This window comes from Thermoproteota archaeon, assembly GCA_003352285.1.
Lineage (GTDB): Archaea > Thermoproteota > Nitrososphaeria > Nitrososphaerales > Nitrosopumilaceae > PXYB01.
Map to the genome: position 1 here is coordinate 207,901 of QQVN01000003.1, position 20,554 is coordinate 228,454.

24 protein-coding genes are annotated in these 20,554 nt (G+C 34.8%); 16 read left to right on the top strand and 8 right to left on the bottom strand.

The annotated features are described in order from the left end of the window. Positions 1–309 precede the first annotated feature (309 nt). The gene (locus DWQ18_02790) at positions 310–675 is read left to right on the top strand and encodes a C2H2-type zinc finger protein (protein ID RDJ33858.1); all 366 of its coding nucleotides are present in this window, start codon (positions 310–312) and stop codon (positions 673–675) included. Here the strand turns inward: DWQ18_02790 and DWQ18_02795 are convergent. After that, positions 670–969 (bottom strand): hypothetical protein, encoded by a 300-nt coding sequence (locus tag DWQ18_02795; protein ID RDJ33859.1) that lies wholly within the window; start codon positions 967–969, stop codon positions 670–672. The genes DWQ18_02790 and DWQ18_02795 overlap by 6 nt on opposite strands. A 50-nt stretch (positions 970–1,019) precedes the next feature. Here DWQ18_02795 and DWQ18_02800 point away from each other — a divergent pair, with 50 nt between their 5' ends. From DWQ18_02800 to DWQ18_02810, 3 genes are read left to right on the top strand one after another with little or no spacing between them, the layout of a single operon-like run. After that, a complete protein-coding gene (locus DWQ18_02800) occupies positions 1,020–1,205 on the top strand; it encodes a hypothetical protein (GenBank protein RDJ33860.1) in 186 nt (61 codons plus the stop codon). Between the two features lie 53 nt (positions 1,206–1,258). Beyond that, positions 1,259–1,930 (top strand): DsbA family protein, encoded by a 672-nt coding sequence (locus DWQ18_02805; protein RDJ33861.1) that lies wholly within the window; start codon positions 1,259–1,261, stop codon positions 1,928–1,930. Between the two features lies 1 nt (position 1,931). Next, positions 1,932–2,414, top strand: coding sequence for a hypothetical protein (locus DWQ18_02810; protein ID RDJ33862.1), 483 nt, complete (start codon positions 1,932–1,934; stop codon positions 2,412–2,414). 300 nt (positions 2,415–2,714) lie between these two features. On the opposite strand, the gene DWQ18_02815 is transcribed toward DWQ18_02810, so the two are convergent. Continuing rightward, the gene (locus DWQ18_02815) at positions 2,715–3,653 is read right to left on the bottom strand and encodes a cobalamin-binding protein (protein RDJ33863.1); all 939 of its coding nucleotides are present in this window, start codon (positions 3,651–3,653) and stop codon (positions 2,715–2,717) included. A gap of 85 nt (positions 3,654–3,738) precedes the next feature. Between DWQ18_02815 and DWQ18_02820 the strand changes: the two genes are divergently transcribed. The 3 genes from DWQ18_02820 (at position 3,739) to artG (ending at position 6,733) form a co-directional block, all read left to right on the top strand. Beyond that, entirely contained in the window at positions 3,739–4,896 is a 1,158-nt protein-coding gene (locus DWQ18_02820) for a hypothetical protein (protein RDJ33864.1), read from the top strand. Between the two features lie 64 nt (positions 4,897–4,960). Continuing rightward, positions 4,961–5,746, top strand: a complete 786-nt coding sequence (locus DWQ18_02825) for a hypothetical protein (GenBank protein RDJ34325.1) — start codon at positions 4,961–4,963, stop codon at positions 5,744–5,746. Positions 5,747–5,803: 57 nt separating this feature from the next. Next, complete coding sequence (gene artG, locus DWQ18_02830; protein RDJ33865.1) at positions 5,804–6,733, top strand: thaumarchaeosortase; 930 nt, start codon at positions 5,804–5,806, stop codon at positions 6,731–6,733. Here artG and DWQ18_02835 read toward each other — a convergent pair. Beyond that, the gene (locus DWQ18_02835) at positions 6,724–7,818 is read right to left on the bottom strand and encodes a DNA polymerase IV (GenBank protein RDJ33866.1); all 1,095 of its coding nucleotides are present in this window, start codon (positions 7,816–7,818) and stop codon (positions 6,724–6,726) included. The genes artG and DWQ18_02835 overlap by 10 nt on opposite strands. Before the next feature lie 76 nt (positions 7,819–7,894). Here DWQ18_02835 and DWQ18_02840 point away from each other — a divergent pair, with 76 nt between their 5' ends. Genes DWQ18_02840 through DWQ18_02850 form a run of 3 tightly spaced genes read left to right on the top strand, consistent with a single transcriptional unit; the run spans position 7,895 to position 8,925 of the window. Further along, on the top strand, positions 7,895–8,143 hold the full coding sequence (locus DWQ18_02840; protein ID RDJ34326.1) for a hypothetical protein: 249 nt from the start codon (positions 7,895–7,897) through the stop codon (positions 8,141–8,143). Positions 8,144–8,177: 34 nt separating this feature from the next. Beyond that, the gene (locus DWQ18_02845) at positions 8,178–8,705 is read left to right on the top strand and encodes a DNA-binding protein (protein ID RDJ33867.1); all 528 of its coding nucleotides are present in this window, start codon (positions 8,178–8,180) and stop codon (positions 8,703–8,705) included. Further along, complete coding sequence (locus DWQ18_02850) at positions 8,683–8,925, top strand: hypothetical protein (GenBank protein RDJ33868.1); 243 nt, start codon at positions 8,683–8,685, stop codon at positions 8,923–8,925. Before DWQ18_02845 ends, DWQ18_02850 begins: the two co-directional genes overlap by 23 nt. On the opposite strand, the gene DWQ18_02855 is transcribed toward DWQ18_02850, so the two are convergent. Together DWQ18_02855 and DWQ18_02860 are read right to left on the bottom strand one after the other, a co-directional pair. Next, the gene (locus tag DWQ18_02855) at positions 8,922–9,542 is read right to left on the bottom strand and encodes a lysine transporter LysE (protein RDJ33869.1); all 621 of its coding nucleotides are present in this window, start codon (positions 9,540–9,542) and stop codon (positions 8,922–8,924) included. The two genes, DWQ18_02850 and DWQ18_02855, sit on opposite strands and share 4 nt — an antisense overlap. A gap of 44 nt (positions 9,543–9,586) precedes the next feature. After that, positions 9,587–10,303, bottom strand: a complete 717-nt coding sequence (locus DWQ18_02860) for a proteasome assembly chaperone family protein (protein RDJ33870.1) — start codon at positions 10,301–10,303, stop codon at positions 9,587–9,589. A 290-nt stretch (positions 10,304–10,593) separates the two neighbouring features. Here DWQ18_02860 and DWQ18_02865 point away from each other — a divergent pair, with 290 nt between their 5' ends. The 4 genes from DWQ18_02865 to DWQ18_02880 are packed head-to-tail and all read left to right on the top strand — an operon-like array spanning position 10,594 to position 13,023. Beyond that, positions 10,594–11,082 carry a hypothetical protein gene (locus DWQ18_02865; GenBank protein RDJ33871.1) on the top strand — a complete coding sequence of 163 codons (489 nt, stop codon included), beginning with the start codon at positions 10,594–10,596 and terminating at the stop codon, positions 11,080–11,082. Positions 11,083–11,127: 45 nt separating this feature from the next. Then, positions 11,128–11,523, top strand: coding sequence for a hypothetical protein (locus tag DWQ18_02870; protein RDJ33872.1), 396 nt, complete (start codon positions 11,128–11,130; stop codon positions 11,521–11,523). 49 nt (positions 11,524–11,572) lie between these two features. Further along, complete coding sequence (locus tag DWQ18_02875) at positions 11,573–12,226, top strand: GNAT family N-acetyltransferase (protein RDJ33873.1); 654 nt, start codon at positions 11,573–11,575, stop codon at positions 12,224–12,226. Beyond that, a complete protein-coding gene (locus DWQ18_02880) occupies positions 12,223–13,023 on the top strand; it encodes an amidohydrolase (protein ID RDJ33874.1) in 801 nt (266 codons plus the stop codon). Before DWQ18_02875 ends, DWQ18_02880 begins: the two co-directional genes overlap by 4 nt. A gap of 4 nt (positions 13,024–13,027) precedes the next feature. Here the strand turns inward: DWQ18_02880 and DWQ18_02885 are convergent, their stop codons facing one another. Next, positions 13,028–13,966 carry a deoxyhypusine synthase gene (locus tag DWQ18_02885; GenBank protein RDJ33875.1) on the bottom strand — a complete coding sequence of 313 codons (939 nt, stop codon included), beginning with the start codon at positions 13,964–13,966 and terminating at the stop codon, positions 13,028–13,030. Between the two features lie 112 nt (positions 13,967–14,078). Here DWQ18_02885 and DWQ18_02890 point away from each other — a divergent pair, with 112 nt between their 5' ends. Continuing rightward, a complete protein-coding gene (locus tag DWQ18_02890) occupies positions 14,079–15,179 on the top strand; it encodes a myo-inositol-1-phosphate synthase (protein ID RDJ33876.1) in 1,101 nt (366 codons plus the stop codon). On the opposite strand, the gene DWQ18_02895 is transcribed toward DWQ18_02890, so the two are convergent. Next, positions 15,172–15,912, bottom strand: a complete 741-nt coding sequence (locus DWQ18_02895) for a carbon-nitrogen hydrolase family protein (GenBank protein ID RDJ33877.1) — start codon at positions 15,910–15,912, stop codon at positions 15,172–15,174. The two genes, DWQ18_02890 and DWQ18_02895, sit on opposite strands and share 8 nt — an antisense overlap. A gap of 133 nt (positions 15,913–16,045) precedes the next feature. Here DWQ18_02895 and DWQ18_02900 point away from each other — a divergent pair, with 133 nt between their 5' ends. Beyond that, a complete protein-coding gene (locus DWQ18_02900) occupies positions 16,046–19,570 on the top strand; it encodes a chromosome segregation protein SMC (GenBank protein RDJ33878.1) in 3,525 nt (1,174 codons plus the stop codon). Here DWQ18_02900 and DWQ18_02905 read toward each other — a convergent pair. Further along, the gene (locus DWQ18_02905) at positions 19,567–20,529 is read right to left on the bottom strand and encodes an ABC transporter ATP-binding protein (GenBank protein ID RDJ34327.1); all 963 of its coding nucleotides are present in this window, start codon (positions 20,527–20,529) and stop codon (positions 19,567–19,569) included. The genes DWQ18_02900 and DWQ18_02905 overlap by 4 nt on opposite strands. Between the last annotated feature and the right edge of the window lie 25 nt (positions 20,530–20,554).

Sequence of the window (20,554 nt, forward strand, 5' to 3'; positions counted from 1 at the left end):
AATCATGTCATAATCCGTTTTGCCTTTTGTTAAACTAAATGCCCTTGTAATATAGCAAAAATTTGAAACTATGTTGTATTTTTGATACATACATGATTCTTTATCTCTGATCTGGACTATCTTGTTATGGCAATCACTTATTGTCATTCTTGCCGAGAGGCAGTCAAGAAATGTGTTGATGTCAAAGAAGAACATGACTATGCAATGAAGACATTACATTTGAAGTGTCCAAGTTGCGGTAGAGATGTTGTTTGACTCACATTCTAATTTTTTGACTAGACTAAAATAACGATATTTTCTCATCTCTTCATGCTTACAATAGACTGCAAAGATATTGAATCAATAAAGCATGAACTTTTAGTATATGTCTCAGATCAAGTTGCCGCTATACCTGCATTAAAAATACATGAATTTGTGTTATCTCCAATTGATGATGAGATAATTGATAAAAATCTGGTAATCTCATCAATTAAAGAATTCTTAGACTCTATTGGGGAAGGAAGAAATTTTGCTGTAATTTCAACTGGTGACATTATCTCAGTCAAGTCTGTCTCGGGTAAAATCATAGAAAGAAATCCTCCTCCTCCTGCCCAAATGTTTTCTTGCCCTCATTGCGGATTCCTATCACAGTATGAAGTAGAGTATAACAATCACAAAAAAATCCATTATCTATAATTTTTTTAAAATTTGTATCATTGCTTTACTCTTCATTTTTGGCATGAAATATTCTATGGCAAAGTTGTAATTTGGAAATGATTTCTCATACTCTCTTAGAAAACTATATGCAACCTCTTGAGTTTGAAAGCTACTTCTAATCTCTTTTAGATTTATTTGGTTGCCTCTCTTGTCTTTAACTATAATTGAGTACTGCTTTGGTCGTTGATAATATTTTGCAGTAAAAAACCACACGGCAGTAAACATGCAAACAAAAATCCCGGTGATGATTTTATCTAAAAAACGATATTGCATATCGTAATATTCAACAGGATCTTTATAAGGACAAACGTGAAATCCCTATCATGACTGATTTCAAAAAAAGAACAAACGTAAACAAAGTTTATTGTTCTAAATGTGATCTTGTCTTTGATTCAAGAAGTGAATTTGAGAAACATTTGCAAAGACATTCAGGTTCCACTACGTGTGATGCCTGTCCTATTGACACAGTCATAAACAAACTACTTGGGTTTTTCAAGAAAAATAACTAAGTTTTGAGAATAATTTGGAAGAAGTTTTTTAAGTCGTATCTAAATCCCAATCAATGTTGAAAAAGAAAGCTCCCATTTTGGGTGGTATTGCAGCAGCAGTAATTATCGTTATAATTGCAGCTTCTGCATCACTTGGCTCTGCGCCTGAAACCGTAAATCTTGACATGTCACGATCATATGGTACGGTTTTAACATCTATGGGATCTCCTATTGCAGGAAACCTTGATGCTCCAATTACAATAATCGAATTTGGTGATTATCAGTGCCATCAATGCAAGAATTGGTTTCACAATACCAAACCTGCAATATTTGAAAACTATATCGACACTGGAAAAGCTAAACTAATCTTTGTCGATTTGGCATTTTTGGGTAGAGACTCCCCTGTAGCAGCACAGGCTAGTTATTGTGCAGATGATCAAGGGGCATATTGGGAGTATCATGATTTACTCTATACGTCACAGCAAGAAATTGATGATGGTTGGGCTAATAAAGAAAGATTGAGAGCATTTGCGTTTAGCTTGGGATTAGACATGGAACTGTTTAACAGCTGCCTTGATTCAGGGAAATACCAAAAAAGAGTTCAAACAAACATTGCAGAATCTCAAAAACAGGGTGCAACTGGAACTCCCACTTTTGTTATTGTAGCACCTAACGGTCAACAACAAAAAATTGTTGGCGCACAGCCATACTCTGTGTTCCAAAATGTATTTGATTCCATGATCTAAGTTGAATACATTTTCTCTTGTGTTTTCGAATCCAAAATACATTCTTCTTGGAGGAATAATTTTTGTAGGTCTCTTAATTCCGTTGTTGATCCTCTCAGAGTATTTATTTTTAGAGCCATATGTCGTCGGACATGTCCCAAAGGATACTGAATTGGGATTTTCCTTAATTGTAATACTGTCTGGACTTGCTGCATTAGTGTTACCAATGAATGTCTATAGAATTAATTTTCTAAGACATTCTAAGAAAAAACTTGGTGGTGGAGTATTTGGATTGATAGTGGGAGCTGCTGCTGGTGCATGTGGGTGTGGACCCGTAGGTTTTGCAATAGTCTCTACATTTGGTAGCATTGGAAGCGTGGCCTCTTCATTTTTAATTACTTATGAAATTCCAATCCGAATGGCAGCCATTGGCATATTGGTTCTGAGCTACTTTACTACTATACGATCATTAAAAGTTGAATGCAAAATAAATTCAGATAATTAGGATTTGTCTCGTCCTTACAAACACCGAGATAGGACGAAAGCTTTGACGAGACAATCCCGTTGAATAAATATACAAATCATAATGAGCATATCAGAACATGCATGTAGCATTCACACAAGCTACGAATACAATTGATCAAATCTATTAGAAATTACCAAAAAGGCAAACTTTTGTAACCTAATTACGTATCACTCACGGAAAAAACCTCTTCATGTTGACTGTGATTTACGTGCCTACAAGACCTACCAAAAAAACATCAGAGGCCGATGAATTAGATGACTCTCAGGATCGATAATATTTCTAGAATTCTTTGATATTTGCGTGAGAGTTTTCAGGTAGTACTATGCCTGCAAATTTCTCTGGATGTATGATCTTTGCTAGAATTTCTACCCCTGTTATCGTTCTTATGCTTGGTTTACTAAAACATGAATTTGCATCCACTGCAAAGACTTTTTGATCCTTTACTGCTCGAAGATTATTCCATCTTTGGTTTTTACTCAAAAATTTATTGTATTCTTCAATAGTTCTTTTTGTATCAAAACCACATGGCATTAGAATAATCATATCAGGATCTGCATTTATGATCTCATCAAGATCCATTCGTCTTGAATGCTCTCCGATTTTACTTATCATGTTTATCCCTCCTGCATATTCTATCATTTGTGGTACCCAATGCCCAGCTGTAAAAAATGGTTCAATCCATTCAATCGCTAAAACTTTGTGCCTTTTTTCATGGTGTGTATTTTGAATTTTTTCTAGTCTTTGTTCTAAAGATTTACAAATTTCTTGTCCCTTATTCTGCACACCAATAATTTCCGCAAGATCTTTAACACTTTGTAAAATCTCTGATAAATTATGTGGGTCCATCGAATGTATCTGTGGCTTTTTTTCTAAACTTTCAACTGCTTGTTGCACAAGATTTGTGTGAGCAGCACAAACCTCGCATGTAGTTTGTGTGACTATCAGATTTGGATCTGCATTTTTTAAATTCTCTTTGTTTAGTTTGAAAATATCTTTTCCTTCCTTGAGTAACTTTGATGTCATGACGTCAATTTCCTTACTATCTAATTTTTCTGGGTCTATCACAGAAGTAATGATTCGAGGCTTTTTCTTTGCATCTTCTGGATATAGGCATTCATGCGTTACACCATAAAGCATATCTTGTGCTCCTAATTCAAATAATAATTCGGTTGCACTAGGAAGAAATGAAATAATTCTTTGTGTCAATACTTTCTTGATAAAATCACAACTTTAAACATCTTTGTTGATTATCGGTCAACTGTTTTTTCAAGACAACTTAATACTCTAATAGGATGATTCACACATATTGCAAAATTCTCAAGATATTAGAAAGGCAATTGAGGCTAAATGGAGAGAACATCTATCAAAATATGGAAATTTGTTTTCATCTGATTCAGTTAGTGGGTCTAGTCCACCATCTGTATTTGTTGGCTCATATAACTATCCCAAAGTTCACGTAGGTCCAATGGTTCCTCCAACACACGGGGATACGTCACTCTTAGATTCTCCAGAAAAATGGCTTGGAAAAAGCCTCGAAGAGATAGTAAATTTTAGACTAAATTTGGTACGTGGGATTCAAAAAGTTGCAGTTTCAGAACCCTCTGGGAGATATATAGAAAACCTGCAAGAGGTGGCAATGGCATCAAGACCCATTGATTCAGATATTGATTTTTTCAAGTCAACTACTCCTATTACTTCCATTGATGGTGAGAGTGCCCCGTTTGGTCCAATCGGTGAGATAAAATCTGCTAAATTTTCTTCATCATCCTCTGAAAAAAATATTGAGAGGGTATACTATGATAAGGATCTCAAAGCTCAAGATGCTGTTCTAAAACTATACAACAGTGGCATAGAGATTTCCAAAATTCAAAAGTGCTTTAGCATTGGAATGATGGGGCAAAAGCGAAAACTCGTTCCAACAAGATGGAGTATAACTGCTACTGATGATATTATTTCAAAGTCATTGATGGAAGAAGTTTTAGACTGTCCAGTAATTGATTCACACAAAGTATTTTCTTTTGAGCATCTTGGAAACCTGTTCTCTGTTATTCTTTTCCCACATCGGTGGATGTTTGAAATGATTGAGGCTTGGTACTCAAATGGTTTGTTAGGTTTTGGTTCTGATTACGAGGATGCCAGAGGAATTGACCATCCGCCAGCTATCGCAGGTGCTTACTTTGCAGCCAAACTAGCAGTTACTGAATATCTCTCAAAAAATAAAATTCAGAGCGGAGTGCTTGTATTACGTGAAATTAGACCCGAGTATGCAATCCCTGTAGGAGTTTGGCAAGTTCGCGAAGGCATACGTGCTGCTATGAAACAGACTCCTACTGTATCTGATACTTTTGATAGTAGTGTTTCTATGGCTTGTACAAAAATGAGTATTAGTAAAAATGAATGGTTGCTTAGGGGTCATATTACTAAACTGCTTAAACAAAAAACTCTTTCTGATTTTTTCTAGAGACATCGAAAAGTTATTTACTTGTAATTGATGTCCATATTTATTGAAATATTATCTTCTCGCAATTGTAACTTTACTTTTTGTCACTCCGGTAGCTGTCTTTGCTCAGACTACTTATGATATTAACATCCCAACTGGAGCTGCTAGTCCATCAGCGCCTTTCTTTTGGCAAACTGAAAAGGATGGAAGTACTAATGGTGAAATTACCATTGTTGTAGGTGATTCTGTCAAGTGGAAGAATGGTGATTCTGCTGCACACACTGTAACCTCTGGCTCTGATTCCATCCCTGATGATATTTTTGACAGTGGCTTGTTTCCTCCTTCAAAAGCATTCACTCATAGATTTACCGAAATCGGCGATTATCCATACTTCTGCATTGTGCATCCTTGGATGACTGGTATAGTACATGTCGAGCTAGGATTCCAGACATTACCAAACGTTGGTGCAAGTGTTGGTGATGGCATGACAAAGGCTGATGTCAAATACCAGTTCAATAGACTAGTGGATAAGGCAATCATTGATGAAAACACTAAATCAATAACTTTTGAATTGCGAGGTCAAACTCAAAGTGATGATCATACATTGACCTTGATCTTACCCCACAAACTGATCAGTGGTACTTATTCTGTATCTGTTGATGGGCAAATAACATCTGATTTTGTTCAGGTGACTGAGAATGATGTTTCTACTTTAACAATCAATTCCCTAAAAGCATCTTCACAAACAGTAACTGTTACTGGAACTTCTGTAGTTCCTGAATTTGGAGCATTTGCTTCGATGATAATGGTGTTTTCATTGATAACTGTAATTATTCTTGTTGCAAAAAGACACAGTGTTCTTAAATTCTAACTAAAATTCCAAAATTTTACCAGTTATTATTTATGTACCATTTCAAGTGCATAATTGATGCAAAGGAATCTAATTATTGGAATTGGAATTATTTCCAGCCCGATATTATTTGCCTTAGCATTTTATCCTGACTCTTTTAGTCTAAGCTGGAATCAAGGACGAGGAGGATTTCTTTTTGCACTAGCGTTTGTTGTTGCTGAATTATTCGGACTCAAAGTGGGAATTTCCAAGAATCGACTCATCGCAACTATTCCACTTGCAATTCTTGTAATTGCATATCTGATATTGCTTGAAAATGGCTTTAGGACAACAATTGAAGATGCTGCTGAAACCTACTCTGTTCAATTAATCTATTCATGGACATGGATGTGGGATTTCATAATAATGACTGCCTTTGTCATTGCCTCACTTTCAATTTATTTTGGAACTAGATGGATTCGATTAAGTCCTGCAGGCCCAATCTTTCTTGGTGGGAGTGCTATAATTTTATCATTAGATGCATTCTTCCCATATGATACACTTGGACCACTGCAATATTTCGTACCTCATCTAGTCAATCTTAACGTCTGGCTTATCAGCTTGTTTGATCTCGGTGTGGCAACCGCTAGAGACAATCTGATGTTTCTAAGGGGTGATCATGGACCATTTGCACTTCAAGTCTTTTGGCCATCTGCTGGTGTTCATAGCATCATCATTTACTCACTTGTAATGATGGCATTCCTACTAAAGATGAACATTCCTAGAAATCGTAAAGCTATATACTTTGGAGTGGGAATCCTTGGCACAATTACTGTTAATGTAATCAGAATCTTTGCATTATCTTATTATGCATTGAAAGTTACTGCTGATCCTGAACGATGGGAAGAGTTTCATTCTGTTGCAGGAGAAATAATGTTCCTTCCTTGGCTGTTTATCTTTTTAATGATTGTAATGACAATAGAAACAAGAAGAATAAAAAAGCTAGAAGCTAATTCAAATCAAAAATAATTATCTATGCTTCTTTGTCCTTTTAATTCTGAAAGCTCTGACACTTTAACTCCTAATCGACGTATTGTTTTTACTTGATCATCTAGTGCTTCTTTTAGTAATTGTTCAGCAGTTTTCTCTAATTCATCTAGACTAGTTGTGGGATTTCTTAACATGCGTGATTTAGTTTTATTTGATAAATCTGAATTTACAAATTGAATTCCAACTGATTTGAACATTCTATTTTTCTTTAAAACGACTTGATGCAATTCAGAACAAATTTGCTTTAAATTCTCACTCAAAAATTTCAAATCCTTGGAATCCTCCTTGAGAGTAGAAATCTTACTGTATTGAATACTAGGTTCTCTCTCTGAAACTGGCTCCGAATCTATTCCTCTAACTGCGTTATAGATGTAAGTTCCTGTCTTTCTTCCAAATTCTTTGTTTAGAGTAAATACATCTAATCTTCTTAAATCTCCAATTGTTTTGAAATTCATCTGAGTAAATCGCTCTTCTGTTTTTTTGCCAATCCCTGGAATGTCCCTAATTTTTAAAGGCTCTAAAAAACTGTCTACTTTTTCAGGAGTAACAATCGTTAGTCCGTCTGGTTTTTTGTAATCGGATGCAATTTTTGAAACAAGCTTGTTTGGAGATATCCCAACCGAGCATGTGAGTTTTACATTGTCTCTGATAGAATTTTTTAATTGTTGGGCCAGATGTCCTGCACGATTGTAATCTCCTTCTGTTTTTTTTGTTACATCCAAGTATGCTTCATCTCTGCCGACATACTCAAAAATATCTGCAAATTCTTCCATGATGTTCATAGCTTTTTGTGATATGTCTGAATAGAAATCAAAATCTGTTGGAAGAAACACCGCATCTTTTCTTTCTTCCAATTTTCTTTTAGCAAATTTAATTGGTAATCCTGATTTTACGCCGTACTTTCTTGCAGTATAATTAGCAGTAGCTATTGCACCACTATCTTCCCCTCTATCAGAAAATACACAGACACAAACTGGTTTTGTTTTTAATTCAGGTGATCTTACTTCTTCACACTGAGCATAAAAATAATCAAAATCAATGTGAAAAATCACTCTGTAATCCATCACCTAACATAGTTACAAAATACATATTATGATATCGGGAAGATTCATCTAAATAGCAAGAAATATGATTCAAAGTATGGATTCCCCCTTGTCTGTTGGTCCTGATGGTATTAAGATAAAACCTGAATTAATGGAGCGTGAGAAATTATATCATTGCTTATTTGATGAAAAAATCTTACTTGTCTACAAAGACAGTCAAGATGTTTTGAATTGTTATGAAGTTGAAGAAAAGGAATTAGTAGAAAATGTAAAAACAATATCAAATAGTGATGAAATTGAGAAAATATTTCAAGACTACATAGAAAAACAAAACCTCAAAAATTAAATAAAAGCGAATCAGTCTTTGATTAGGCAACATAATGAGCGAACAAAAAAAACCTAATGATGCAGAAGAAATTTTATCCGAGTTTCAAAAATCGCAAAACCCTAAAACTGAATCTGAAGAAATTCCAAAAGAATCTATTTCTGAATCAATCGAAACCCCGGAATCTGCACCTGAGCCTGAATTAATTTCACAAAGTGAACCTGAGCCCACAAAAGAACCCGAAACTCAACCTCGAGAAGTTAAAGCAGAAGAAGATGACGGGGAAAATCCTGGCGGTGGTTCTAATCTTGAAAGAAATGTAATCTTTGTTGGAGTAAAACCAATCATGACTTATGTTACCGCAACACTCACACAATTAGCTGCACAACCAACAGTCACGATTAAGGCAAGAGGGAAACGAATTACTCAGGCAGTAGATGTATCCCAAATGATTGTCAAGCGAATGGATACTGTAGGATATGTTGTTAGTGATGTTAGGATTGCATCTGATTCTCTTACATCACAAGATGGCAAGCAGCGTAATGTGTCTACTATCGAAATTGATATCACAATCAAAAAGTAAGAAGAAATTCTATTTGTTATTTGGATTGCTCCCTATAATGGGAATTTTACTGGCATTTTACATTTCAGACTCGTGTGTATACCAACATGCATCCATACTCGGTAATCTGTCTGACCTTGAAAAAAACTTTGATCCCGTAACTTGTGAAATCATTCTGGATAGGGTCATAAACTTTAATGAAAAATGTGAGCCTGAGATTGAAATTATGGATTGCGGTTAATACAAAACATCTTGCAAAAATGTAATTCCAAAATAAATCAGCAGACCACTAATTCCTATCATGAAAATTTTATAATTTCTATTTGATAATAACCCAGAACCTTTTTTTGATACTAGCGCTACTGACATCAACCATACATAATCCATCCAAATGTGTAGACCAAACATTATTGCTAATCCTGCAAAAGACCAAATCTCAATGGAATCTGTGATTAGTTTTAGGCCAATGGTGAACCACCAAATAATAAAAAATGGATTTAATCCGGTAAACAACATGCCTGCAAGAAAAGGACCGTGTCTTGATTCTGATTTTAATTGAAATTTTTCTTTGAAAATTGATTTAATTTGTAATGCTGCAAATACAAATAATGCTAGTGCTCCAACTACTGATATAATTATCCTAAATTCTGGAAACTTATCTAACGAAATTACTCCAAATCCCAATAACAAAATCAGTGGAAATTCTATTATTGTATGGCCATATGCCACCTTTAATCCTGCTTTTGCGCCCTGTCTTATGCCATAGGTAACATTAGCAGCAAACAATGGACCTGGTGACATAACTCCAGATGATGAAATGATTATAACGGTAACAGCAAATGCAATTATCTCATTCAATTTTTATTCAAACTACTGTTAGGGGAGAACAATAAAAACGAGAATTATTGATAAATTCCTTCTTTAAGATTTTTAGCCTCAGTGTCTGTTTCTTTAATTATTTTCTCTGCTCTTTCTGCCTCTTTGTTCAGAGTTGAAATATCGCATGATGCTCCAGGGACTAGTTTTGAAATTGCCATACACAACTGCGCACTAGACTTGAAATCTGGTCCTTGTTCCATTGAATTGAAGAGCACTGCAATGACATTTTGTCCATTTATCATTCCTTGATTAAGCAAAGATCCTGGAATACCTGGTATTGTTCCATGCTGTAAAACATGAATTCCTACTTCCTGAATCTTTTTTCTTGCCTCCTTAGTACTGCCTGCAGCAATAATTTGTTCTGATTGATTTGGTGCACGTACTCCAATGCTAGTTATGATGTACTTTATTCCATGCTTCTTTGCCCACGAAAGCATGAATCTGGCCATCTGCTTGTGGAGTGATTCATGTAATGTTAGATATGATGAAAAAACTGCTACATTTAGCTCGTTTTGTACAAAAATACGTGTTGGGTAATTAGGCTCTCCATCTTTGATCAAACTCACTGGAGGAAAAGTATCTGAATCTATTATAGCTGCAACTTCAAAACCTGTAGTATTGATTAATGATTCAGAAGCTATAGCACTAGCAAATCCTGCCGAGGGGAACCCATCTACTAAAAAACCATCCTTTACACTAATGGGTCTTAACTCCTTAATCTTAAACCTAGGCTGATTCATAGTTGGTTTAACTTAACATAGAATAATAGGTTTATTCCTTATTGTGTGCATTAGCATTATAATTTTAGAAAAAAGAAAAATAAAATTAAATTCTATTAATTATTTGGTGGTGGATTTGATTGTGATTTTCTTTGTTTTTTTGACATTTTGACACCTCTGATGATAAGATGAGATGCAAATTATTATGATTACACATCATACTGTGGTATGCCTTTTTCTTATTTAGCATGACAAATTACTCTAGTATATTTTCTCTCAAGATTCAATAGTGGTTTATTTTTTTAAAAAATATGGCTACAGAGATTGCATTGACATATGGAATCATTTCAATTATTATCGCTGCCGCTGTGTTTATACTTGTAAAACAAATTATCAAGATTAAATTTAAAAAACTAAAAGGCTCTGGTAAGCTTTTGGGTCTTGCTGGTTTGGGAATTGGTTTATCTGAATTAGTATTTCTTGGAATTAACTATGGCATATTTGGATTCGCACTTGAAATTATTACTTCTATTGGTGTAGGAATGGTTGTCTTTGGTATTGCCTTACAACATCAGCTAAAAAACATCGCAGCCGGTCTTAGCTTATTTTTTAATAAAGAAATTGACGTGGGTGATGTTTTACGAATTAAGGACGATAAGGGTGTGATAATAGAAATTCATCTGACACATACTGTTGCACTCACAGATAAAGGAGAGAGAATTTTAGTCCCAAATCAAAAATTTGCTGAAGATGTAGTGATAATAAATCATAGGCCAAAAAAGAACTATGAAGAATTTTGATTGCACTAAATATGATTATAAGACCCCTGACCACATTAATGGTGAATAATTTTGTTGACAGAAAAACAAGTAAAAGAACTCGAAAAAGCTTGTACTGAACTTTTAAAATTAGATAAAGTTCGTCATGTCGGTGTCATAAACAAACTAGGTCAACGTGTGGCTGGTGGCTTTAAGAAAGGTGTAAAACCTCTTGTCAATGAAAAACAACTTCGAATGGTATACATGCAAATGCGTTTGGATTTTGAGATGAGAAAAGAATTAGACAAAATTCTAGGCCCTATTGATTACATTGCTTCTCGTCGCACAAATCAACTCATAATTAGCGTGCCAGATCGTGATGATATCGTTTTGATATCTGCTGAGCCTGATGCTGACGATAAGGTCATCATAAAGAAGGCCGAGGAGTTATTTGACGATATTCACATTAAAACCGTAAAATGATTCGAATAGAATAAATCTATGTTATTTACTATATTTGCAATAACTGTTAATGACCGATTCTCATTCACGTGCCCAAGTAATTGTTCGAACTGTCACTCACGATGACATTCCAAAAATTGTAGAACTTCAAAAGGCTTCTTTCCCTACAATGGCAGCTGAAGGTGTTTATTGGAAACCTGATCAGCTAGCTGCTCATCTCAAAGTTTTTCCAGAAGGACAGTTCTGTGCAGAGTATAAAGGAAATATTGTGGGCTCTTGCAGTAGTTTGATTATCACACTAGAGCCAGAATACAAAGAACATACTTGGAAAGAAGCTTGCGGGACAAGCATATTTGAAAATCACGATCCCAAAGGAGATTCATTATATGGTGCAGATGTATCAACACATCCTGATTACCGACGACTGGGTATTGCTACAAAGATTTACAATGCAAGAAAAGATCTTGCAATAAAACTAAATCTACGAAGAATAATTGCTGGTGGAAGACTCTTCAATTACTGTGACTATGCAAAACAATTCTCTCCTGAAGAATATGTAAAGAAGGTCAAAAAACACGAAATCAAAGAACCTGTCTTGTGTTTTCAATTGCGAAACGGTTTTAAATTTATCAAAATTCTCCCAAATTACATGAAAGATCCCAGATCATTAAACTATGCAACTTTTATTGAATGGAAAAACCCACACTTTAAGGAAAAATCATGATTATAGACTGCCACGTTCACGTAAATCAGTATGAACTTCTACAAAATGTTCCTTCATTAGAAGAACGACTAAACATGTTGCAAATTGAGATGGCAAGTAACAATGTAGATTATGCACTCATTCTATCATCTTACAAGGTTAATTCTGAACGACCTTCAACTAAACAAATTATTGATGCAATAAAAAAATATGATAATCTAGGAGTGGTAGCTGGAGTTACGGTTGATAATCACACTGATGAAGAATTCCAACTATACAAACAATGGATTAAGGATGGCTTGATAAAAGGACTAAAGATTTACGCAGGATATGAACACTATTATCCTTACGATGAACGATATAACCGAGTCTATGACGCATGTCAAGAATTCGACATTCCAGTAATGATTCATACTGGTGATACTTACTCTCCAACAGGTAAACTTCGATATTCCAGACCTCTCAACTTAGATGATGTTGCAGTAGAACATCCTGACGTTAAGATTGTGTTATGCCATCTTGGAAATCCTTGGATTCAAGATGCACAAGAAGTCATTTACAAAAACAAGAATGTGTATGCAGACATATCTGGACTTGTAGTGGGCGATTTTGATCACTATTTTGAAAAGATGATGAAAGAAAAGGTGGCAGAGCTAATCAACTATGCTGGCGAACCAAAATATTTGATGTATGGAACTGACTGGCCAATTAGCACAATGGATTCATATCTTAATTTTGTCGCAAAATTAAAGATCAAAAGAGAGTATAGAGATCTTTTGATGTATCAAAATGCAAAGGATCTATTTAGAATATCTTAGAAATTTATTTTAATTTCGCAAGCAATGCCGCATATAAGAACGGAAGAATGGTTGTTACTTCTGCATGTAATGTAGATTGCATAGCTTTTTGCGTAACCTTTCCCCATGAAATCGCTTCTCTGACTAGCGCTCCACTTAAACTACCATCAAATTCTTGTGCCGTTGTAATGTATAGTGCATAGTCTAATCCTTCTCTATACTGATTCCACCACAATGTATGGTGTTTAGAAATCCCCCCTCCTAGCATGAGTGAGCCAGATTTTTCTGCCTTGAAGATTAATCCTGATAGTAAATCTGCATCTGCAACAAGATTTAATTTAAAATCTGAATGTTTTTGAGAAAATAACCAAATTTGACTGCCGACTGCTCCATCCATAATTCCGGGAACAACAACTGGGATGTTATTCTTGTATGCCCAATGCAAAAATGAATCCTCACCCAAATGTTTACCAATCATTCTTGTAATGTCTGCAGTGGACATTTCCTTTACTCCTGACTTGTATTCTTCTTCCAGAAATTTTTGCATTTTTTCTTCTATAAGTGGACCATAACTCTCCATTGGAACCAACACATTTCCTAATCTGTGAATATTCTGATTTGCTAATTCATTATCGTCCATAGTAAATGATCCTTCTTTGTAGTTAGAATAATGCCTGGCAATATCATGATCAAGTGCCCCACACGTTGTAATTGCAACATCAAACCATTTGTTTTTGAGCATATCTTTGATTATGCCTCGTAATCCTGTAGATACAATAGCCCCTACAAATGAAACAAACTTTAGGCATTTTTTATCTGAAATCATTGAAGTTAAAATTTCCAAACCCATAGAAAGATTCGTCGATTCAAAACCTCCTGACTTTGATAATTCATCAAAGATTTGTAGAATGTCCGAGTCTGATTTAATTTCTATGTCCTTGACTGGATTACCTGGTTCAATCATAATAGAAAATTTTGTCCCGAGTATAAAATTCTGTCTTGGAATAATATGACTTGATTAATTCATGAACCCTTTTAGGAAAACTTTAAACCTTGTCTGATAACACAAACTGCGAATGGTTGAAAAGATCAAAGTAGGTCTTGTGGGAATTGGAAATTGTTTTTCGGGTTTAATACAAGGAATTGAATACTATAGACAAAACCCCTCTCAGCAAGTAATAGGAATTATTCATGAAAAATTAGCAGGTTATGGAATTCATGATATTGAATTTGTAGTTGGATTTGATGTTGGAGAAAATAAAATTGGAAAAACAATCAATGAAGCAATTTACGAATATCCAAACATGGTTACCTGGATTCCAAAAGAGAATATGCCAAAAACAAATGCCAAGGTCTTTGAGAGTCCAATCTTAGATGGTGTAGGATTATGGGTTGAAAATAGAATTAAACCAATTAAGAGTAACAAAACAGATGAACAACTGGCAGAAGAGATAAAAAAACAAATTAAAGAATCTGGGGCAGAAATTCTTGTCTCATATCTTCCTGTAGGATCAGATAAAGTTACACAGTTTTGGGCACAGATGTGCCTTGATACTGGCACTGCATTTGTTAATTGTATACCCTCTTTCATTTGTTCAGATGAAACTTGGGGTAAAAAATTTGCAGAAAAAGGAATTCCAGTAATTGGTGATGATATTAAAGGGCAAGTAGGTGCAACAATAGTTCATCGAACTCTTGCTAGATTGTGTAATGATCGTGGAACTAAGATTGAGAAGACATATCAAATCAATGTTGGAGGAAATACTGACTTTTTGAATATGAAAGAACAAGACCGACTTGTCAGCAAAAAGATTTCTAAAACTGAAAGTGTCCAAAGTCAATTAGATGAAAGATTAGACGATGACCAAATTTACGTTGGACCTTCTGATTTTATACCCTTCTTAGGAAATACCAAACTCATGTTTATGAGAATTGAAGGAAGGCAATGGGCAAATATTCCATATAACATGGAAGTTAGGCTTGAGGTTGATGACAAGGCAAACTCTGCAGGTATTGTCATTGATGCCATCCGTTTAGCAAAGATTGCACTTGACAGAGGTATTGGCGGTCCTATCTATCCTGCCAGCGCATATTTGATGAAACATCCTCCAAAACAAATGACTGATCCACAAGCAAAGGCTTCATGCGAAGAATTTGTTTCAGGAAAATCTAACTAAACTTATTTTCATCAGAAAATCTTGATGCTCTGCTTTTCTTATGTTTTGAGAGAGTAAACTCCTGAGTAACTGATGAATTTGGTTTATTCAAAATTTTGTTCTTTGGTAAGTATACTTGTGACTTTTCATGAAGATCTACAATTATACTCTTTCCGCCAAATTTTTGGTTCAAAACATTAGCCGCAACGATTGGAATTCGATTCTCCAAAGCCCTAGTCTGAACATAAAGATGCCAAGGAGTTATTCCTCTTTTAACAATCCTGCTTGGTGAGAAGATAACTTCTGCGCCCTTTCTTGCCAATGAGTTTACTACCTTAGGAAACACCATGTCGTAGCAGATTACAATGCCAAACTTACAACTGGTTTTGAAAATTTTTGCTCTATCTCCGGGTCTTATCAGACGTCTTTCATAATCAAAAGGGTGAATTTTTTCTTGTTTTCCAATAATCTCCCCTTTAGGATCGATTACTGGTGCAGAGATGATGAGTTTGTTTTTAATTTTTTCATAAAACGCTCCAGGAATAATAGTCATAGAGTAATCTTTTGCGATCCTTTGAAATTCTAAAAATTCCTTCTCAAAATCATTAATGTTGTTATTTTTTAACCACTGTTCAGGAAGGCATACAATATCAGTCTCTTTCTTTCCCAACCGTAAAAGGATCTGTACTATTTTACAAATTCCTGCTGAATTGGAAGAAATCTGACCAGTCTGAATTATTCCTAATTTTACCATGATATTCTAGTCTAATTCTGTAATAAGTAGGCACGCTCATTACGATGGAATTGCGAACCCTACAATAATTCTCATCATGGTCAACTAAACTTGTTAACAATCGATTATCCAACCAAAATGGAAAAAATAGTCATTGGTTCATATCAAAAAAGTAGAGATCTTTGGATTCAAATCATTTGGTTTTAAAAACACTATTGTAGATTTTCAGCCTGGACTAGTATCGATCTCTGGACCAAACGGATCAGGTAAGAGCAACATCCTAGATGCAATAATTTTTGCAATGGGTGAAAATCGTCCTAAAACAATGCGAGTTGACAAATTAAGATCTTTAATGCATGATATTGAAGGAAATCGACGTGGACCAAAAATGGCACGAGCAAGTGTTCACTTTGATAACACTGATCGCAAAATACCCGTAGATTCTGATAATGTCGAAATCACAAGAGAGATGGATGATAAAGGTGAAAATAATTATTATCTAAATAAGAAAAAAACAAACAGAACTCAAATTTTAGATCTTTTAGATGTCGCAAATGCTGGATTAAACCAATTAAACGCAGTCCAACAAGGAACCGTAACAAGAATATCTGAATTTACCCCAGAAGAAAAAAGACAAGCCATTGAAAACTTAATCGGTTTGTCATATTTTGATGAAAAGAAAGCAGAATCTCAAAAACAACTAGAAGAAGCAGACAGACGTCTCGAAATTGCTCTTGCCAGAATGGATGAAATTAAAAAACGAATTGACGAGCTTGAAGAAGAAAGAAATCTCAAAATGCGTTATGATTTTCTAGAGCGAGAGCTGAATCGACTAAACGCAATATCGGCTGCAAACAAAATGAGAACAGTCAAATCTGAAAAACTAACCAAAGAAAAATCATTTAATGAGATTTCTGCCGAAGTAACTAAACTATCTGAAGAGCGGGAAATTATTCGAAAAGAGATTCAAGAACTTGATGAGAAGAAACTAAAATTCATGGATGAAGTTAATGCATACAATCAGGCCAAAGCCACAATTGATACTGAACTAAGTGACGCAATGCAGCAGTTTGAGGAGACAAATAGCGGAATAGTTACTGCCCAAAAACGAATTCAGCAAATCGATTCTCATATTCCTGAGATAAAGCAGGAAATCCAAGAAATTCACCAAAAACAGGATTCTATTAAGACCGAAACCAATGAACTATCTGATTCTATTAGCCAAACTAACACTGAAAAGCAAAAACTCGAGGCTGACATACTTCAGCTTGATGCGCAACGAAACAAAGTTCTCCAAGAACAATCTCATGTTACTGCAAAAAAAGTTGAAGTAGATAGAAAAATTAAAGATCTTAGGGAAAAACTAAACTCTGCAAAGCTTGCCCTATCCCAAGTAGAATCTGAAATTCAGGATATTGATAACAAAATTGTAACAAATAATAACAAAAAAGCAACTTATGAAGTTGAATCACAAAAACTTTCTGGACTAAAAAACAAATTAGAATCAGTACAAGCAAATCATCAAGCATCAATTACCGAACTAAAATCTCGAATATCTCAATTAATATCAAAACGAGAAAAATTTGAAAAAGATATTGAAGATTTATCATTAATCTTAGACAAGTCAAGTAATGCTGCAGCACAATATGAAGCAAAGATCAAAGTTGTCAAAAGTGTAATGCATGAAGATTACTCAATTGCAAAATTAAAAGAAGAATCTGACAAGTTGGGCATTGAGGGTCTTGTATACGAAATGATTACTTGGGATAAACAATATGAGCGTGCAGTCTTAGCTGCCGGTACTGATTGGATTAAAGCTATAGTTGTAAAAGACTTTGCAACTCTTCTTAGCCTTGCGGAAGTAGCACGTGATAAAAAACTACCAAAGTTAAAAATTATTCCACTAGATGCAATTCCAAACTTTAAACTTGATTTACCCCAAGACAAAGGAATCATTGGAATATTATCTGATTATGTGAAATGTGACTCTCAATATTCTGCATTAAAGACATTTTTGTTTGGTAATGTTATTTTGACTGACTCTAGATCCTCTGCATACCGAATATCAAAGGCCGGTTACAAAGCTGTTACGGTAGAAGGTGAATTCTTTGAGTCAAAATCAAGTGCAGTAATTGTTGATATTAATTCAAAAATTTCCAAACTCACAAAAATTATTTCCATGAGTACTTCTGTTGATGGCCTACTTAGCTCAATCAGTCTTCTCAAACGATACATCCAGAAAAAGAAGACCTCATTGAAAAAACTTGATGATACTATAGAAAATCATAGGGAGCGACTTTCCACATCTGAAACCGGTTTGGCTACAACAAAACAAAGTTTGAATGACTTAATCTGGAAACTAAATGGTACCTCCCAAATGAGTGTGCAATTAGGCACAAGAAACGCTGATTTGGAACAGAAAAAATCAAGCCTGAAAACAGAGATCGTCCAAAAAGAGTCCTATGTATCCTCTTTGGAGGAGCGCATTGAGATGGTTCAGGAGAACTATGCTGAAGGCGAGCAAACAAGGATTGCAAATGAGCTTTCCAGACTAAATGAGAGAAAAGCATCTCTTGATTCAAAAATGACTAGCATAATGGCTGAATTTAGAGAAAAATCATCAAAGCTTGCATCCCTTAATGCTCAAGAATCAAAAGAAGAGAGCACAATACGTAACCTTAACGATGAAATTTTAACATTGGAATCTGAAAAACAAGATTTAACATCACGAATTGCAAATCTTGAACAAGAGAAAGTTGCAAAAAATGAATCCTTAATCAAACTAAGAGAAAAAGAACAAGAATTAATTTCTACTTCTGGAACGTCTGTATCTCAACTAAAAGAATATGATGATAAATTAAAAGAACTAAACGATCGTGACCGTTCATTGACAAAAGACATCAACTCATATGAACGACAAACTGATTCTCTATCTCGTGATCTACGTGACCTAACCGAAAGTGAAACCAAACTCAATAAATTATTAGAGACATTTGGTTTTGATGAGAGTATCTCAACATTTGATGTAGAACCTCTACTCATAGCATTGTCTTCGGAACAAAGATCATTAACAGCATTAAATGCAAAAGCACCTGAAACATACATTGAAGTATCTGATGGATACCGTTCAATGTCTACTAGAAAGAATTCCTTAGAACAAGAACGTAACTCCATTGTAAAATTCATTGAAGAAATTGAAAAAGACAAAAGACAAACCTTCCTTGATGCCTTTGATAAGGTGGATAAGGAAATACGTCACATATTTACAAAAATGACTGGAGGAAATGCTTGGTTAGAATTACAAAATGAGGATGACATATTTAATTCTGGAATTTCTTACCTTATCCAATTCCCCAATAAGCCAAAACGTGAATCAACATCAATCAGTGGTGGTGAAAAAACACTTGCTGCAATTGTATTTGTTTTGGCATTACAAAAACTAAAGCCTTCTCCGTTCTATCTCTTTGATGAAGTTGATGCACATCTTGATGCTCCAAACTCAGAAAGACTCTCTAAAATTTTAGAAGAGCGTTCCAAAGAAAGTCAATTCATTATGGTGTCTTTGAAAGACTCTGTTGTACAAAAGGCTCAACTAATCTATGGTGTTTATCCAAAGAATGGTGTTTCTCAAGTGGTAACTTACAAAGACAAACGATTGCCATCAATGGCTAAAACCTAGATTTCAACAAAACAGGCGACTTTGCGACCAAATTTTGATTCTAATTTTGGTTCATCCTTGCATTTTTCGATTGCATAGGGGCATCTTGAACGAAATCTGCATCCGTGATATTGCTCAACATTCGCAACTGGTTCATTGATGCGAATTTTTTTCTCTTTGTGAAGGTTTTCTGGATCTGGTTCTGATATTGCATCAATTAATGCTTGAGTGTACGGATGTTTTGGATTCAAAAGAACTTCTTTGATTGGACCTTGCTCAACAATTTGCCCCAAATACAAAATTGCAATTGTATCTCCAAAATATTTTGCCGTTGCTAAATCATGTGTAATGTAGATAAATGTAATCTCATATTTTTTCTTGAGTTCCTCCATTAGCTCTAACATTTCTGCTCTGATGGAAACATCCAACATAGATACAGGTTCATCTGCAATCAAAATCTTGGGCTTTAATGCCAAAGCCCTTGCTAAAACAATTCTTTGTCTTTGCCCACCTGATAACATATGGGGATATTTATTGACAATATTTTCAGCAGGTTCCAATCTGACTTCTTTTAAAACTTGTAGCACCCTTGCTTCAATCTCTTTTTTGGTTCCAAAATTATGTATCTCTAATGGTTCTGATATGATATCTAAAATTTTCATTCTCGGATTTATTGAGTCATATGGGTCCTGATGGATCATTTGACATTGCATTCGTATTTCATTGATACTTTTTTGCTCATCAGTGATTTTCTGTGATTGTAAGATGACATTTCCTTCATCTGGTTGAATTGATTTAAGAATTAATTTTGCAATTGTTGTTTTTCCGGAACCTGATTCTCCTGCTAGCACAAAGACTTCTCCTTTTTTTACTTCAAATGAAACGTTATCTACTGCGTGTACCGTAGATGACTTTGAAATAAAAATACTCTTTTTGGTAAAATATTTTTTTAAATTTTCAACTTGTAATATGTAACTCAATACCATGTGTATATTTTTGCAGTAT